At 71.6% G+C, this 15,525-nt stretch carries 14 protein-coding genes; 4 read left to right on the top strand and 10 right to left on the bottom strand.

All coding sequences use genetic code 11. From position 1 onward, the window contains the following. Positions 1 to 27: 27 nt before the first annotated feature. Positions 28 to 1,395, bottom strand: a complete 1,368-nt coding sequence (locus OG858_RS29060) for a DUF6716 putative glycosyltransferase (protein ID WP_319265905.1) — start codon at positions 1,393 to 1,395, stop codon at positions 28 to 30. 198 nt (positions 1,396 to 1,593) lie between these two features. On the opposite strand from OG858_RS29060, the gene OG858_RS29055 reads away from it, so the two are divergent. Genes OG858_RS29055 through OG858_RS29045 form a run of 3 tightly spaced genes read left to right on the top strand, consistent with a single transcriptional unit; the run spans position 1,594 to position 5,067 of the window. Further along, a complete protein-coding gene (locus OG858_RS29055; protein ID WP_328544275.1) occupies positions 1,594 to 2,571 on the top strand; it encodes a glycosyltransferase family 2 protein in 978 nt (325 codons plus the stop codon). Then, positions 2,568 to 3,902 (top strand): alpha-2,8-polysialyltransferase family protein, encoded by a 1,335-nt coding sequence (locus OG858_RS29050; RefSeq protein ID WP_319265908.1) that lies wholly within the window; start codon positions 2,568 to 2,570, stop codon positions 3,900 to 3,902. The genes OG858_RS29055 and OG858_RS29050 overlap by 4 nt, the downstream gene beginning before the upstream one ends. A 34-nt stretch (positions 3,903 to 3,936) precedes the next feature. Then, a complete protein-coding gene (locus OG858_RS29045) occupies positions 3,937 to 5,067 on the top strand; it encodes an acyltransferase family protein (RefSeq protein WP_086750238.1) in 1,131 nt (376 codons plus the stop codon). Between the two features lie 241 nt (positions 5,068 to 5,308). Here the strand turns inward: OG858_RS29045 and leuE are convergent, their stop codons facing one another. Then, a complete protein-coding gene (gene leuE / locus OG858_RS29040; RefSeq protein WP_086750237.1) occupies positions 5,309 to 5,962 on the bottom strand; it encodes a leucine efflux protein LeuE in 654 nt (217 codons plus the stop codon). A 123-nt stretch (positions 5,963 to 6,085) separates the two neighbouring features. Continuing rightward, positions 6,086 to 7,666 (bottom strand): acyl-CoA mutase large subunit family protein, encoded by a 1,581-nt coding sequence (locus tag OG858_RS29035; RefSeq protein WP_327724797.1) that lies wholly within the window; start codon positions 7,664 to 7,666, stop codon positions 6,086 to 6,088. A 220-nt stretch (positions 7,667 to 7,886) separates the two neighbouring features. Here OG858_RS29035 and OG858_RS29030 point away from each other — a divergent pair, with 220 nt between their 5' ends. Then, complete coding sequence (locus OG858_RS29030; RefSeq protein ID WP_327724796.1) at positions 7,887 to 8,819, top strand: L,D-transpeptidase family protein; 933 nt, start codon at positions 7,887 to 7,889, stop codon at positions 8,817 to 8,819. 349 nt (positions 8,820 to 9,168) lie between these two features. Here the strand turns inward: OG858_RS29030 and OG858_RS29025 are convergent, their stop codons facing one another. The 7 genes from OG858_RS29025 to OG858_RS28995 form a co-directional block, all read right to left on the bottom strand. Next, on the bottom strand, positions 9,169 to 10,494 hold the full coding sequence (locus tag OG858_RS29025) for a hypothetical protein (protein ID WP_328544276.1): 1,326 nt from the start codon (positions 10,492 to 10,494) through the stop codon (positions 9,169 to 9,171). Continuing rightward, positions 10,494 to 11,180 (bottom strand): RNA polymerase sigma factor, encoded by a 687-nt coding sequence (locus tag OG858_RS29020; protein ID WP_319068137.1) that lies wholly within the window; start codon positions 11,178 to 11,180, stop codon positions 10,494 to 10,496. The genes OG858_RS29025 and OG858_RS29020 overlap by 1 nt, the downstream gene beginning before the upstream one ends. Before the next feature lie 379 nt (positions 11,181 to 11,559). Then, a complete protein-coding gene (locus tag OG858_RS29015; RefSeq protein WP_319068135.1) occupies positions 11,560 to 12,654 on the bottom strand; it encodes a hypothetical protein in 1,095 nt (364 codons plus the stop codon). Continuing rightward, positions 12,651 to 13,241 carry an RNA polymerase sigma factor gene (locus OG858_RS29010; protein ID WP_107482439.1) on the bottom strand — a complete coding sequence of 197 codons (591 nt, stop codon included), beginning with the start codon at positions 13,239 to 13,241 and terminating at the stop codon, positions 12,651 to 12,653. Before OG858_RS29010 ends, OG858_RS29015 begins: the two co-directional genes overlap by 4 nt. A gap of 337 nt (positions 13,242 to 13,578) precedes the next feature. Next, entirely contained in the window at positions 13,579 to 13,965 is a 387-nt protein-coding gene (locus OG858_RS29005; protein ID WP_086751767.1) for a hypothetical protein, read from the bottom strand. Positions 13,966 to 14,128: 163 nt separating this feature from the next. Further along, positions 14,129 to 14,845, bottom strand: coding sequence for a hypothetical protein (locus OG858_RS29000; RefSeq protein WP_319068133.1), 717 nt, complete (start codon positions 14,843 to 14,845; stop codon positions 14,129 to 14,131). Between the two features lie 85 nt (positions 14,846 to 14,930). Then, positions 14,931 to 15,476: a hypothetical protein gene (locus OG858_RS28995; protein ID WP_086754171.1), complete on the bottom strand. Its 546-nt coding sequence runs from the start codon at positions 15,474 to 15,476 to the stop codon at positions 14,931 to 14,933. Positions 15,477 to 15,525 lie beyond the last annotated feature (49 nt).

Below are 15,525 nucleotides of genomic sequence, written 5' to 3'. Positions count from 1 at the left end.
GTGCGTGCGAAGAGGTCGGGCGGCGGCTCACAGCTCCCCCATCCGCCGGATGACGGGTGCCACGCGCTGCACCCCGTGGCGGTAGGCGCCACGCGCCGCCCGGCGCACGATCTGCCGTACGGGTCCGGCCTGCCTGTCGGCGGCGGGCGCCCCGGGCAGCGGTTCGCCGTCGGGGCCGAGGTGGTGGCGGGCGAGGATGCCGGGCAGGTAGCCGGGCGCGGTGACGGGTGTGTAGTACGGCGCGAGGGGCGGCAGTCCGTCGGCCGCGACCAGCTTGGCGATGCGGTCGCGGGCCGCGTCGAAGGCGGTGGCGTACGAGCCTCCCCCGGACTCCGTCCGGGAGGTGCCCCCGGCGACGACGCCCTGCCGGGCCACCCACTGCGGGTCCGGCGCGGGCTCGTACCCGGCGTCCAGCTGGTCCCAGGAGGCGAGGCAGCCGGAGCCCACGAAGTGGTGGTTGCCGAGGGTCTCGCGGATCCCGAGGTCGGTGAGGACGACGGTGGGGATCCGGCGGTGCAGCGACTCCAGGGCGGCCGTGGAGCTGATGGTGACCAGCAGGTCGGTGGTGTCGAGGACCTCGCCCATGTTCCCGTACACCAGACGGAAGTTGGCGGGCGCGCCACCGGGGAGCCGCTCCACCAGCTTCTGGTACGGCAGTTCCTCGATGTGCGTGGTGTGCTCGCCCGGCCTGGAGCGCAGTTTCAGCAGGACCTGACGGTCCGGGTGCAGCTTCGCGTGCCGGACGATGCGGTTCAGCAGGTACGTACGGTCCCTGCGGTTGTCCGGGACGGACGGCTGTACGGCGAAGACGACCGTGTAGGGCCTGCGCCCCTGCTCCGCGGACGGGTCCTCGGCGCCGGCGTAGGGCCTGCCGCCCAGGAAGGGCAGCGCGACCTCGGTGACCGAGGAGGCGTCGGCGCCCACGCCCTCGTACACGGTCCGGAACCGGTCCGCGTCCTGGCGGGAGTTGGCGAGGACGAGGTCCGCGCCGTGCCGCAGCAGCAGACCGTCGGCGAGCTTCTCGTAGACGACACCGACGTAACCGGTGACGACCACGGGCCGCCCGCTCCGGCCGTCCCAGGCCCGGCGCAGGCCGTGCAGCATCGCCTGGACGCCCCCGCCGACCAGGGAGAGCAGGACGACGTCGTACGACTCCTCCTTCATGGCACGCAGGAACTCGAGGCCGGTCACCTCGCGCAGGGAGTCGGGGCGGACGCCGACCTCCTGGAGCTGGCGGGCCGTGGGGGTGGCTCGGCCGCGCAGGAGGTAGCCGTCCAGGCGGATGTCCGAATCCTCCGGAGCGAGACGGGTCGCGGTGAGCGCGCCCCATTTCCACCGGGTGTCGGAATCCGCGAGTACGGCGACTCGCAGGCCGTTCGTAGCACTTGCTGGCACACCGAAGACGCTAGGAAGTAATTTCGTTGAACGGCCCAACCCGAATACAACAAAGGGTTAACAGCACATCGCCGAACAGCGAATCGGGGTACGGAAGGCACAGGAAAGTGCCTGGTTCACGGTTCCGCCACGCGTCGTTCACCTGACATCAAGCAGGTGGTCAAGACGAATGCCGGAGGGCCCCCTAACGTCACGGGGGTGGTCAAGCTCTCCGTCATCGTGCCGTTCTACAACGTGCAGCAATACGCGCCCGACACCCTGAAGAGTCTCAGAGCCAACGCTCGTGACGACTTCGAATTCATTCTCGTCGACGACTGCTCTCGCGACGAGACACCGGACATTCTCGCGCGCGCGGAGCGCGAGCTGCCGGGGGCGGTGTATGTCAGACACGAGAAGAACGGAGGACTGGCGACCGCGCGCAACACGGGCATCGACCGGGCCCGCGGCGAATACCTGACGTTCCTCGACGGGGACGACTGGCTCGCCCCCGGCTACTACCCCCGACTGCTCGGTGCCATCGAGGACCTGGGCTGCGACTTCGTGCGCACGGACCATGTCCAGTGCACCGCACGGGCCCGATCCGTCCACCGGGTGCCCAACGGGCGCCGGGGCGTGGTGATGAACCCGCGGCACGCGATCCTGCCCGCCGACCGCTCCACCTCCGTCGACTACGCGTACGCCTGGGCGGGCATCTACCACCGCCGCCTGGTCGACAAGGGCGTGCTGCACTTCACCCACGGACTGCGCACGGCGGAGGACCGGCCGTGGATCTGGAAGCTCCACCGGGAGGCCGATTCCTTCGCCACGGTGGGGCTGCTGGGCGTCTTCTACCGGCGCGGGGTGGCTTCTTCCCTGACACAGATCGGCGACGTACGCCAGCTCGATTTCATTCGCGCATTCGACCAGGTCATCGCGGAAACGGCGAAGGACCGGGACGCCGATGCACTTCTCCCCAAGGCCGTGCGCACATATTGCGCGATTATCTCCCATCATTTGGGATCCATCGAAAGGTTCGAGCCGGCGGTGGCACGGAAACTGAAGTCGATGAGCGCGGTCGCGCTGCGCCGAATGCCGCAGGACGTGCTCGACGAGGCCCTCGACTCCATGGACGTCCAGCGCGCCACCCGGCTGCGTCGGCTGCGCCGCCGTCCCGCCGCCGCGGGGGTCGCCGCGTGACCACACAGATCTTCATGGCGTCCACGCTGTACGGCACGGCCACACTGGCCGCCGCCCTGGACACCGAGTGCTTCCGCCCCGCCGCCCGGCGCATCCTGCTGATCTCCAACAACGCGGCGACGCCGGAGACGGCCCCCGGCCTGGACGAGATGCCCGGCTTCGAGCGGCTGCGCGGCCGCTTCGACGAGGTGCTCTCCTGGAACGAGACCATCTCCCCCTTCCACCCCGGCGGCTGGTCCCCTCGCCCGGACGACGTACCCCTGTGGGAGCGGCACCTGCGGCTGCTGTGGAACCTGGGCGACGACGACGTCGAGCTGGCTGTGGAGTCCATCCAGGTCCACCCGGCGCTCGGCTTCACCCAGATCTTCACCGGCGCCCCCGTGACCGTGTACGCGGACGGCCTGATGAGCTACGGCCCCACCCGCAACAAGATCGACCCGCTGGTCGGCACCCGCATCGACCGGCTGCTGCACCTGGACCTGGTGCCGGACCTGAAGCCGCTGCTGCTCACCGAGTTCGGGGTCGAGGCGGAGATCGTGCCGACGGACGCCTTCGTGAAGGTGCTCGCGGAGCTGGTCGACACCGGTGACGTGCTCCCCGCGATCGAGGAGCCGGCGCTGCTGCTCGGGCAGTACCTCTCCGCGCTCGGCATCCTCACCGCCGAGGAGGAGGAGGATCTCCACGTACGGATGCTGAAGGGCGCGGTCGCGCTCGGGCACACCGAGGTCGTGTTCAAGCCGCATCCCAGCGCCCCGGCCCGCTGGTCGCGCGGCCTGGAGAAGGAGGCGGAGCGGCTCGGCGCCGATCTGACCGTGCTGGACACACCGGTCCTCGCCGAGGTGCTCTACCAGCGGATGCGTCCGGCCCTCGTCGTCGGCTGCTTCTCCACGGCCCTGCTCACCGCCTCCGCGCTGTACGGCCTGCCGGTCGCCCGCGTCGGCACGAGCACCCTGCTGGACCGGCTCGCCCCGTACGAGAACAGCAACCGGGTGCCCGTCACGATCGTGGACGCGCTGCTGCCGGAGCTGGGCGACAGGGCGTCGGTCGCCTCGCAGCAGCCGGGCACGAAGGTGGCGGACCTCGACGCCCTGGTCCGGGCGGTGGGCTTCGCGATGCAGCCGAAGATCTACCCGTCGCTGCGCGCAGAGACCGAGGCGTATCTGACGAGGAGTCTGAGCACGCACGCCCTGCGGTACTTCAAGCGCCGCCGCCTCACCTCGCTGGGGCTGCCCGGCGGCATCCCCGTCCAGCTCGCCTTCATCCCGCGCAACGCGACGGTACGAAGAGTCGCGCGGCGGGCGCGGTCCCTCAAGCGCGCCACCCTGGGGTGAGCCCGGTTTGACCACGGAAAGCACCACGCTCTCGATGCCCGCACCGGAAACCGGCGCGATACCCACGACCACGTCGGCGCCCCCCGTGCGGCGGGGTGCCGGCCGGCCCGCGCCGCGGCTGCGCGCGCTCGACGGACTGCGGCTGCTCGCCGCGCTGATGGTCGCCGCGTACCACTACGGCGGCCGGGACGGTGAGATCGCCGAGGCGTGGGGAACCTCGCCCAGGCTGCAGTTCCCCACGCTGCACGAATGGTTCGCCTACGGCTGTCTGGGCGTGCAGATCTTCTTCGTGATCAGCGGTTTCGTGATCTGTATGAGCGGCTGGGGCCGCCCCCTGCAGTCCTTCTTCGTCTCCCGCGCCTCCCGGCTGCTGCCCGCGTACTGGGCGGCGGTGATCCTGGTGACGGCGGTGTTCGCCCTGCCGGTGGTCGCGTACGAGGCGGTGTCACCGAGCGACGCGCTCGTGAACCTGACGATGATGCAGCAGCCGCTGGGCGTGGACCGCGTGCTGGGCGTCTGCTGGACGCTGTGGGCGGAGGTCCGCTTCTACGCGCTGTTCGCCCTCTGCGTCGTCCTGCCGGGCGCGAACCGCCGCCGCGTGATCATGTTCTGCGCGTGCTGGACCCTGGCGGCGGTGATCGCGCAGTCCGTGAACGAGCCCCTGCTGGACGTCGTGCTGATGCCGGAGTACGCGCCGTTCTTCATCGGCGGGATCGGTCTCTACCTGGTCCACCGCGACCGGCGTGACGCCTACGCGTGGGGCATCGTGGCGGTGAGCTGGCTGATCGGCCAGCACTACGCGGTCCGCGGGCTGTGGCACGCCCCGAACCCGGAGTTCTTCTCCTTCCGCACCTCGTTCGGCATCGTCCTCGTCGTCACCCTCGGCTTCATGGCGGTGACGGCGATCGCCCTCGGCTGGCTGAACCGGATCAACTGGGCCTGGCTGACCACCGCGGGTGCCCTGACGTACCCCTTCTACCTCGTGCACGAGCACCTGGGCTGGCCGGTGGTGCGGGCACTCCACCAGGGCCTGGGCCTTCCGTCCTCCCTGACCGTGGCGCTCACCGTGGCGCTGATGCTGACGCTCGCCCGGCTGCTGCACCACTGGGTCGAACGCCCGTTGCAGCCATTGCTGCGCAGGTCACTCGGCGGACGCCGTGGCTGAACACCGCGGCTGAAGAACGTACGCACGGCTCGCATCCCGCCGTACGAGGCCTACGGCACCGGTGTCTTCCTCGTCCGTCCGGACGGCTCGTCCGTCCGGACGGCTCGTCCGTCCGGACGGCTCGTCCGTCCGGACGGCTACGTCGGCGGGGCGGGCGACACCCCGGTCGGCCTCACCGCGTACACGGCCGCGGCGGGCCTCGCCCAGTGCCGCGACGGGGCGCGCGTCGCCTGCCGCGGCACTAGGTGCCGCTCGCCAGCGACAGCTTGACCGCGAAGCCCAGGAACATCGCCCCCGCCGCCGAGGTGGCACCCGCCGACAGCCGCTTCCGGCGGCGGAAGGTGGCGGCCAGCCTCGTGCCGCTGAATATCAGCGCGCTCAGGTAGAGGAAGCTGGCGAGCTGGGCGAAGGCGCCGAGCACGACGAAGGAGAGGGCCGGGTAGGCGTACCCGGGGTCCACGAACTGCACGAAGAAGGCGACGAAGAACAGGATCGCCTTGGGGTTGAGCAGACTGATCACCAGAGCCCGCCGGAACGGCCGCTCCCCCTCGACGACCTCGTCCCCCGGCCCCTCGACGACCCGCTCACGCCGGCTCCGCCACATCCCCCACGCGGCCCGCAGCATCCCCACCGCCAGCCACGACAGATAGCCCGCCCCCGCGTACTTCACGATCCCGAACAACACGGCGTTGGCCTGCAGCAACGAGGCGACACCAGCTGCGGAGAGGGTCATCAGCACGGCGTCCCCGACCCACACCCCGGCGGCGGCCCGGTACCCGGTCCGTATCCCGCTCCGGGCGGCCACGGACAGCACGTAGAGGGAGTTGGGGCCGGGCAGGAGGACGATCAGGACAAGTCCTGCCAGATAGGTGGGAAGGTCAGTGACACCGAACATGAAAAGGAGTGTCGCACGGGGGTATGACACTCCGCCCCGGACGTCGGGGTCCGCTCTCCGCCGAGCGCGGCCGGGCCCACGCGGGTTCGGTCCATGATCACCCGCGCGAAGCAACCGCCCAGCTCAGAAGGCATCCGACGGAACGTAGGTTCCCCAGACCTCCCGCAGCGCGTTGCACACCTCGCCCACCGTGGCACGGGCCTTCAGGGCGTCGCGCATCGGGTAGAGGACGTTGTCCGCCCCCTCGGCGGCCTTCTTCAGGCCGGAGAGGGCGGCCTCCACCGCCACCCCGTCACGCTCCGCCCGCAGCGTCGCGAGCCGCTCCGCCTGCTGGGCCTCGATCGCCGGGTCCACCCGCAGCGGCTCGTACGGCTCCTCCGCGTCGAGCTGGTAGCGGTTGACGCCGACCACGACCCGCTCGCCGGAGTCGGTCTCCTGGGCGATGCGGTAGGCGGAGCGTTCGATCTCGCCCTTCTGGAAGCCGTGTTCGATGGCGGCGACCGCGCCGCCCAGCTCCTCGACCTTCCGCATCAGTTCGACGGCCGCCGCCTCCACGTCGTCGGTCATCTTCTCGATGACGTACGAACCCGCGAAGGGGTCGACCGTCGCGGTCACGTCCGTCTCGTACGCCAGCACCTGCTGCGTGCGCAGGGCCAGGCGGGCCGCCTTGTCGGTGGGGAGGGCGATCGCCTCGTCGAAGGAGTTGGTGTGCAGGGACTGGGTGCCGCCCAGCACGGCCGCCAGGCCCTGGACGGCGACGCGGACGAGGTTCACCTCGGGCTGCTGCGCGGTCAGCTGGACGCCGGCCGTCTGTGTGTGGAAGCGGAGCATCAGGGACTTGGGGTTCCGCGCGCCGAACTCGTCCTTCATCACCCGGGCCCAGATCCTGCGCGCCGCACGGAACTTGGCGACCTCCTCCAGGATCGTCGTCCGGGCGACGAAGAAGAAGGACAGGCGCGGGGCGAAGTCGTCGACGTCCATGCCCGCCGCGACCGCCGTACGCACGTACTCGATGCCGTCGGCGAGGGTGAAGCCGATCTCCTGCGCGGGGGAGGCGCCTGCCTCGGCCATGTGGTAGCCGGAGATCGAGATGGTGTTCCACCTGGGGATCTCTGCCTTGCAGTACTTGAAGATGTCGGCGATCAGACGGAGCGAGGGCTTGGGCGGGAAGATGTACGTCCCGCGTGCGATGTACTCCTTCAGCACGTCGTTCTGGATCGTGCCCGTGAGCTGCTCGGCCGGTACGCCCTGCTCCTCGCCGACCAGCTGGTACATCAGCAGCAACAGGGCCGCGGGCGCGTTGATCGTCATCGACGTCGAGACCTTGTCCAGCGGGATGCCGCCGAACAGCACCCGCATGTCGTCGACCGAGTCGATCGCCACGCCCACCTTGCCGACCTCGCCGCTCGCGATCGGGGCGTCGGAGTCGTGGCCCATCTGGGTGGGCAGGTCGAAGGCGACGGAAAGACCCGTCGTGCCGTTGGCGATGAGCTGCTGGTAGCGGGCGTTGGACTCCACCGCCGTACCGAAGCCGGCGTACTGGCGCATGGTCCAGGGGCGGCCGGTGTACATCGACGGGTAGACACCACGGGTGTAGGGGTACGCGCCAGGGTCGCCGAGCCTGTCCGCCGGATCCCAGTCCCGCAGCGCCTCCGGTCCGTACACCGGCTCGATGGGCAGTCCGGACTCCGACTCGCGCGCCATGGTGTGCCCTCCGTCCGCCGGTTGCTCGCGCACCCGCTTGTTACCAGCCGGTACCGTGACCCGCGCGCGGACTGCAGCGGCGGGTCCGCGCCCGGTGGAGCGCGGCCGGCTGGGACCTTGCTCACCACCATGCCCGTTAGTTCGCGACGGGTCACGTCCGGGAAACCTCTCCGGGGAGAGCGACCGGATGCGGCGGATCATGAGACGACGGGGGCCCTTGATGCGTACCAAGGACATGCGGAGATCGGTGGCCGCGCTCGCGGCACTCGCCATGGCCGGCGCCTGCACGGCCCAGGGGATCGATGTGCACGGCGGCCAGCGCCAGCCCGTACGCATCGACGGGACCGCCGCACCGAGCGGCGCCCCGAAGCAGGACGACGGCGACAAGGCCGACGGCAGCGACAGCAGCGACAGCAGCGACAGCGACAGCGACAAGGTCGCCGGAGACAGTGACGGCAAGGGGGGAGGCGAGCAGGCCCCGCCGCCCAGCGCCTCCCCCTCCCCCACTCCCACCGTCGCCCCCACGGTCCTCTGGGCCCAGGGCGACGAAGGGCTGGACGTACGCGAGTTGCAGGCCCGGCTACGGCAGATCGCATGGCTCTTCGCCGGACCCACGGGGACGTACGACGATCCGACGGTCCGGGCGGTCAGGGGCTTCCAGGGCAAGCGGGGACTGCCGCAGACCGGGAAGACGGACAGCGTCACCTGGGCACGGCTGCTCAACATGACGCGGGAGCCCGGAAAGTGGGACCTGTACGCGTACGGCGGGCAGCCGGCCGCCTCACCCGACCCGCGCTGCATGACCGGCCGGGTGCTGTGCATCAGCAAGACCAGCCGCACGCTGCGCTGGATGGTGGACGGCCGGACGCTGACGACGGTCGAGGTGCGGTTCGGCTCGGAGTACACACCGACCCGCGAAGGCGTCTTCAGCGTCTACTTCAAGTCCCGCGACCACTGGTCGACCCTGTACGACACCCCCATGCCCTACGCGATGTTCTTCAGCGGCGGCCAGGCCGTCCACTACTCCTCCGACTTCGCGGCCCGCGGCTACTACGGGGCCTCCCACGGCTGCGTCAACGTCCGGGACGAGGCAAAGATCGCGCAGCTGTTCGCGCAGGTCAGGAATGGCGACAAGGTGGTCGTGTACTGGTGACGAGACCTGCGGACGGATCAACCGCCAGATCGCTCGACGGATGCTCGACGGATCACTCGAAAGGTAATGAGGTGACGTGCGTCACATGACGCATAGCGGGAGGGTGTCCGGCGCGTCAGAGGGAGTACGGGGTCACGGGGGACCACGGGGGAATCACGGGGATATGGGGCGCGGGCGGGACCGGGGGAACGTGTCCCGCCCGCGCCGAGGTGCACGAGCCGTAGGTACGGGGGGAACCCCGGCTCTGTGCGACGGCCGATGACCAGTCGGCTCACTCATTACTGCGCCGGTGCGGCCGAAAGTGTTACCCGTCCCGCGAAAGAATTCATGGCGGATACGAAAGCGCAGGTCAGGATGGGTGGGTAAGCATCGGCTCGGAGGGCGCGGTGCCGACGCCGGCGCCGAAGCCGATCGGGTTCACCGCCGCGAGCCGCCCACGGTGGCCACTGCCACCGCTGCCCTTCCCACCCTTGTTGCCCTTGCCGGCCTTGTTCTTGCCGCCCTTGTTCTTGCCGTTCCCGTTGCCGTGTCCGAGGCCGTTGCCGCTGCCCTTGCCGTTGCCGTGGCGGCTCTTGCCGTTTCCGTTTCCGTGGCGGCTCTTGCCGTTTCCATTCCCGTTTCGGCCCTTGCCGTTGTCCGAGTCGTCGTCCTCGTCGGAGTCGTTGCCGGACCGGGCGTTCTTGCCACCGCCGCCGGCGGGGCCGCCGGAGTCCGACGCGCCGGTCCCGCTGCCCTTGCCCGTCCCTGTCCCGGTGCCCGTGCCCGTGCCCGGCCGCTTCGCCGTGCCGGGGTTGGCGCCGCCGCCGGCCAGGATGCCTTCGCAGTACCGCTTCAGCTGTCCCTTGCCCTTGCCGCCCGCCGCGTCCTCCAGACCGCGTCGGCGGTCGGCGTCCAGCTGCTTGCCGGCGTGGACGTCACGGCAGGCGGAGAACACCTTGTCCCACCACTCCTGGGTGCGGTTCCCGTCCTGCCCGCTGTCACCGGGCTGCTCGTCCTCGTCGGTACCGCCGGCGCCCTCACCGGAAGGGCCATCGCCCTTCGAGGAGGCGTCCGGCGGCACCTCGGGCGACGCCTCGCCCCACGCCCCACGCCTGCCGTCGCCCTGCTCGGTGTTCGGTGACGGCGACAGCAGCGGTTTGTCCGGCGACTGGGCGGCGGAGATGGTGGCGTAGGGTTCCGGTTCGTCGTCGCGGAACGCGCTCAGCGCGCCGGTGCCGACCACCGCCGTGACCCCACCGAGCATCCCGGCAGCCACGGCCGCGACCAGCCCGAACCGCACCGGACGCCCCCAGCGGGCCCGGCGGCCGGCCGGCCCGGCCGGCCGACGCAGCGGACGTCCGAGGCGGACGAGACCCGCGTCGGCGTCGGGCGCCGCAGTGGTGTGTGTACGGCTTCCACTGCCGGGCTCCGCGGCCCGACCGTCCTCACCGGAGGCGGCCGAATGAACCGAGCGTGTGGTGCGAGCCGTACGGAAGGCGGCCAACGCGGCTTCCTCGCCCGGGAGTTCAGGATTCTGCGAGGACACCGGCGCGACCTCGGCGGCCAGGGCTTCGAGCGCCTCGGTGAGCCGGCCGGCACGGGCGCGGGTGTCGGCGTCGACGGCTTCGAGGGGCTCCCCGCGCAGCAGCCGCTCCGCAGCGTCGCGGTTCAGCCACCTGTACTGCTCGTCGGCCATCACACATCCTTCTGCGTCCGCGAACGCGTATGCGTCACACCGGCGGACGTGGCCGCGCGCACGCGCGCGGCTCTCGGTGGGGGTACGGCGTCCAGCGGGTCGCCGGATTCCGGGTCGGCCTCGGAAGCCGTCTCCGGATTCTCCCCGATCAGTTCGGCGAGCCGTTTCAGCCCCCGGTGCGCGGCCGTCCGTACGGCACCCGCGCGCTTGCCGAGCGTCTCCGCGGCGGTCTTCGCGTCGAGGCCGACCACGACCCGCAGGACCACCGCCTCCGCCTGGTCCTGGGGCAGCTGGGCGATGAGCGACAGCGTGCGCCCGGTCGCCAGTGCCTCCATCGCCTCGCCGGCCGTGTCGGACTCGGCCGGCTTGCCGGTCAGCTCGGTCTCGTCGCCGCCTATCGCGGGCCTGCGGCCCCGCATGCGTATGTGATCGAGGGCCCGGTTGCGGGCGATCCGCGCGGCCCAGCCGCGGAACCGGTCGGCGTCTCCGGTGAACCGCTCCAGATCACGGGCTATCTGCAGCCAGGACTCGGAGGTGACGTCCTCCGCGTCCGGATCGCCGACCAGCGTGCGCACGTACCCGAGCAGCCGTGGGTGCACCGAGCGGTACACAGTCCGGAACGCGGTCTCGTCCCCGTCCTGTGCCGCAAGCACCGCGGCGGTCAGCTCCGCGTCGTCCCCCAGCACCCACGCGCCCCTCTGCGCCTAAGCCGGCGCCGCTCTCGCGGACCGGGTTCTCGCCGTCGTGGTACCTCAAGTGATGGTTGCGGTCTTCGGGACCGCGGTGGTTGCGGTGGTCTTCCGCCAACCTCGATCCGGCGCGAATGGCACGTTACGGCCTGAAACCACTGGCCGTCCATGTCCATAGAACATGCAACTAACTCGTGATGCGGGGAGGTGTGACAGAAAACGCAGGCTCGGCGCTGTAGGTAATACGGGTCGCCGCGCGGCCCGTGCCGCGCGACGGTCGGGGCCTCTCCTGTGGGGGGTGGCGGCCCCGACCGTTGCCATCGGCGGAGTCGGCCGGGTGTCTTGCGAGTACGGGGGTCTTGCGAGCACGCCGGCCTCACTTCGTTTCCGGGACCTTCGCCCCGTCTCCCGGGTCCCGCTCCGCGCTTCCTGGCTTCCGTTCTGCGCTTCCCGGGTTCCCTGCTGCGCCTCCCCGGTTCCTGTCTGCGTCTCCCGGGCTTCGCCCGCCCGCCCCGGTCGGCCGACTCGGCTCGTTCGGCACCCTCGACCTGCTCGACGCCGACGCGTTCGGCTCAGCGGGGCGTGGCGACTCTCCCCGCCTGTCGCCGGTGTCCTCGCCGGTGCGATCGCTGCCGTGCCGGCCATCGCCCTTGGCGCCATCGCCGTTGCCTTCGGCCTGCCGGTCCTCGTCCGGCTGTTGGGACGCGCCGGATTCCTCGTCCCGGTCGGGGCGGTCGGCCGTCGAGGGGGTCGTGCGCGGGGCGGTCGAGGGGCCGGGACGTGCGGGGGCGCCGTCGGTCGGGCGGGGGCGCCGGTCCTGGCCCCCGTAACCCCCGCGGTCCCCGCCGGCGCCCTCGTCGTCGCGCGTGGCCGAGCCGATCGCCGCGAAGGCGACCCCGCCGAGGGTGAGGCTGGCCAGCAGTACGGCCAGGGTGGTGCGTATCGAGAGCTGGACGCGGCGCCGCGCGTTCGGCCGCCAGTCGTCCCGACGCCGGGTACGGGCCGTACGCGGCCCCGTCTCCCGTGCCGCCCGGAAGGCGGCCACCGCCCGAGCCTCGCCCGCACTGTCGGCCGACGCTCCACCACGTACGGCGGCGGCGAGAAGCGAGTCGACGGAGGAGGCGGCGCCATCCGGTACGGAGGCCTCGGGTGCGGGGGCCTCCGGTGCGAGGGCCTCCGGTGCGGAGGCCTCCGGTGCGGAGGCCTCCGGTGCGAGGGCCTCGGAAACACGGTCGACGGCGGTGCCGTCGCTCAGGAACCGGCGGCCGTCGTCCGGCCCCGCGCTGTCGCGCCGTTCGCTGTCGCGCCCCTCGTCCCTGTCCGGCTCCGCCCTGCCCGACGGCATCTCGCGCCCTTCCCTGTCGTCGTACGTCCCGCTGTACGTCCCGCTGCGTCCGCTGCCGTGACGGCCGCGGTGATCACCGTCTCCGCCGTCGCGACCAAGGCCGTCGGCGCTGCCGCTGCCGGTCATCTCGACTCCCCCAGCGTCCGGGGACCGTCATCCGTCACACCCTCGCTCCGGAGGAGCTGGGCGAGTCGCTTCAGTCCCCGGTGGGTGGCGGTACGGACCGCGCCGGGGCGTTTGCCGAGGACGCGGGCGGCAGCGGGGCCGTCGAGGCCGACGACCACACGGAGCAGAACGGCCTCGGCCTGGTCCCGGGGCAGCCGCGCCACGAGCGCGAGGGCCTGCTCGGTGGAGAGGGCCTCCAGGGCCTGGTCCTGGGTGCTGTGCGTGCCGGGCAGTTCCAGCAGGTCGTTCTCCAGGGCTGTCGCCCGGGGTCTGACCTTCTGGCGCCGCAGATGGTCCAGGGCCCGATGCCGGGCGATGGTCGCGCTCCAGCCCCGGAAGCCGGCCCCGTCGCCCTTGAACCGCCCGAGGTCCCGCGCGATCTCCAGCCAGGCGTCCGAGGCGACGTCCTCCGCGTCGTCCCCGACGATGCCGCGCAGGTACCCCAGCAGTCCGGGCTGCACGAGCCGGTACGCCACCGCGAACGCGGCCTCGTCCCCGTCCTGGGCCCGCGCGACGGCCGTCCCCAGTTCCCCGTCGTACGCCTGCACGCGCCGAGGCTCCCCTCCCTGGCCCCGAGCTGTCCGGGACAGTGCCAAGTCAGTGCCGGGATCGCGTTCCCGGGGACCGTCCCGACCGCCGCCAAGCCCCCATGGTCATCTGCGTCGCGCTCCGCGGAAGTGTCACACCGTCAGCCACCGCGGGTTCCCCACGCCCCTGAGGGCCTACGGCCCTTGCGCCCCCGAAAAGCACGGGGCGCAGCCCCTGCTTTTCAGGGGCGCGGGGAACTGCGCGAGAAGCCCCACCGGACCGCACCTGGGGGTCGAAGGGGCACCGCCCCTGGGGACGGGAACGGGTAGGGGCGGCGGGGGCGAGAGAATCCCGACGTCACCCGGAGGGCATCGCGTCGTGGCACAACAGCCGCAGCGACCCGTCACCCGCGAAACACCGCCGGGCCTCGTCGAGCGGATCCCAGAAGCGACCGTCCCAGGTCCGCACCCAGTACCCCCCGCCCGACTCCACCCACTCACCGCCGGCCCAGCGCACGACGACCTCACCGCCATACGCCCCGAACCCCCGCAAGGCTCCCTCCACGGCGGCGTAGGGCGCCCCTTCCCGTCGTATCTCCTCGATCATCCGGTCCACCCGCCACAGACTCTGCGTCGAGTAGTCGAGACGCACCCGCGCCCCTTCCCGCATCATCGCCACCGCGTCGGCCGCCCACCGAAGAGGCTTCGCCGCACTCCCGGGCCGGTTCCCGAGGCTCCCCGCCATACCGGGGGTACTGCCCGAACTGAATGTCTGCTGTGCGCTCACACCTCGGACAGCGCTCGCCCCGGGCGAGACGTTTCGCGCTTTCCGGCGAGTACGCGACACCGGCGCAGGACCACCACAGCCGGCCCCAGGACACCCACAGGACCCGCCACGAAACCGAGGTTTACCGCCTGGCCCCACGCGCCCGCCGCGACACGACCGCCCGCAGCACCCGCCGCCCCTCCGTGGAGACACCGAGCGCCTGCCGCACCCCCGACGCCCCGTGCTGCGCGAGCAGTTCCAGCACCACGACCTGACGGCGCAGTTCGGCGGCGACGAGATGGGAGGCGCCCTCGGTACGGCCCGCACGGCAGGCCGCCACCGAGTCGTCACCCCCGGCGTCCAACGGGTCGAGCAGCTGATGGATCCGCAGGGCGGAGACCGAACACACGTCGGCCCACTCACGCAGCGCCTCGCCGGACCGCTCCAGGGGAACCGCGTCGAGCATCCGACGGGCGAGCAGGACGATCTCCTCGTCCCCACCGGATCCGGAGGCGGATCCGGAGGCGGATCCGGAGGCGGATCCGGAGGCGGATCCGGAGGCGGATCGCACGTCACCGCCGGAGTCGGAGTCCGAGCCGCAGTCCGAGCCGCAGTCCGACTCCGCCTCCAGGTCCGAGTTCGAGTCCAAGTTCGAGTCCGAGGCGGCCGGGACCAGTTCGCCCCGCACCTTCACCACCTTCTCCTCCCACCCCTCCCCGTCGTCCACCAGCCCCGCCCACAGCGGACGCAGGACCTCGTCGCCACCCCCGAGAAGCGGTACGCAACGGTCCAAACAAGCCAACCCGCTTGCCGCCAGACCGCGTTCGTCGGCCTGGGCGATCAGCTCCACCAGGCTCATCACGCCTCCCCTAGATCCCGCTCGACCACACCCCGGTGATACGGAGCCCGCACTTCCCCTTACTGCGTGCGACGACCCGGGAGTGTCACAGAGGGACGACCCCGAGCCGGTCGAGCAACCGGAACAGAATGTTTTCAGCCAGGGGGTCCGCCGGTCCAGGCTCCGAGGTCAACACATCGACCAGCGACTGCGCGACGGCGACCCGCCCGGCCTCCGCGGCCCAGGCGACGGCACGCTCGGCGGCGTCGCGCGGTTCGAGGAAGTAGTCCTCGACGGTGAGCCCCTCGCCGTCACCCAGGTACGCGGCCATCGCACGCCGCGCGAGACACGTGGTCCACGCCCCGCTCTCCGGCCCTGCCGCTTCGACGACCACACAGTCGCTGCCCATGACGTACCCGAACAGCGCGGGCGCCCCCGTCTCCCGGGCCAGCGTGTTCATGTTCCCCACGTCGTCGGCGCCCCCGGCGTCCCCCGTGGCCTCGGCACCGGGCGTGCCCGTCGGGTACGCCCACACCTGCCAGCCGTCGGCCGCCGTCGCACACAGCGTCAAGCCCTCGGCCCCGTCCAGCGCGTCCAGCTCCGCGAGGGGCTGCCCGCTTCTGCCCACGACGTAGTACCCCCAGTACCCCATACCGGGAATACACCACACCCGTGCAGCAGTTCGCTCCCGGAATCGGGCA

Origin of the sequence: Streptomyces europaeiscabiei (genome assembly GCF_036346855.1) — a bacterium.
Taxonomy (GTDB): Bacteria; Actinomycetota; Actinomycetes; order Streptomycetales; family Streptomycetaceae; genus Streptomyces; species Streptomyces europaeiscabiei.
Note: the sequence above shows the minus strand (reverse complement) of the source record. Positions and strands in the feature narration are given on the sequence as shown.

Excerpts from the sequence above, each read along its gene's own strand:
- OG858_RS29045 (WP_086750238.1), top strand. The coding sequence starts at position 3,937 with ATGCCCGCACCGGAAACCGGCGCGATACCCACGACCACGTCGGCGCCC.
- leuE (WP_086750237.1), bottom strand. The coding sequence starts at position 5,962 with ATGTTCGGTGTCACTGACCTTCCCACCTATCTGGCAGGACTTGTCCTG.
- OG858_RS29035 (WP_327724797.1), bottom strand. The coding sequence starts at position 7,666 with ATGGCGCGCGAGTCGGAGTCCGGACTGCCCATCGAGCCGGTGTACGGA.
- OG858_RS29030 (WP_327724796.1), top strand. The coding sequence starts at position 7,887 with ATGCGTACCAAGGACATGCGGAGATCGGTGGCCGCGCTCGCGGCACTC.
- OG858_RS29025 (WP_328544276.1), bottom strand. The coding sequence starts at position 10,494 with ATGGCCGACGAGCAGTACAGGTGGCTGAACCGCGACGCTGCGGAGCGG.
- OG858_RS29015 (WP_319068135.1), bottom strand. The coding sequence starts at position 12,654 with ATGACCGGCAGCGGCAGCGCCGACGGCCTTGGTCGCGACGGCGGAGAC.
- OG858_RS29005 (WP_086751767.1), bottom strand. The coding sequence starts at position 13,965 with ATGGCGGGGAGCCTCGGGAACCGGCCCGGGAGTGCGGCGAAGCCTCTT.
- OG858_RS29000 (WP_319068133.1), bottom strand. The coding sequence starts at position 14,845 with ATGAGCCTGGTGGAGCTGATCGCCCAGGCCGACGAACGCGGTCTGGCG.
- OG858_RS28995 (WP_086754171.1), bottom strand. The coding sequence starts at position 15,476 with ATGGGGTACTGGGGGTACTACGTCGTGGGCAGAAGCGGGCAGCCCCTC.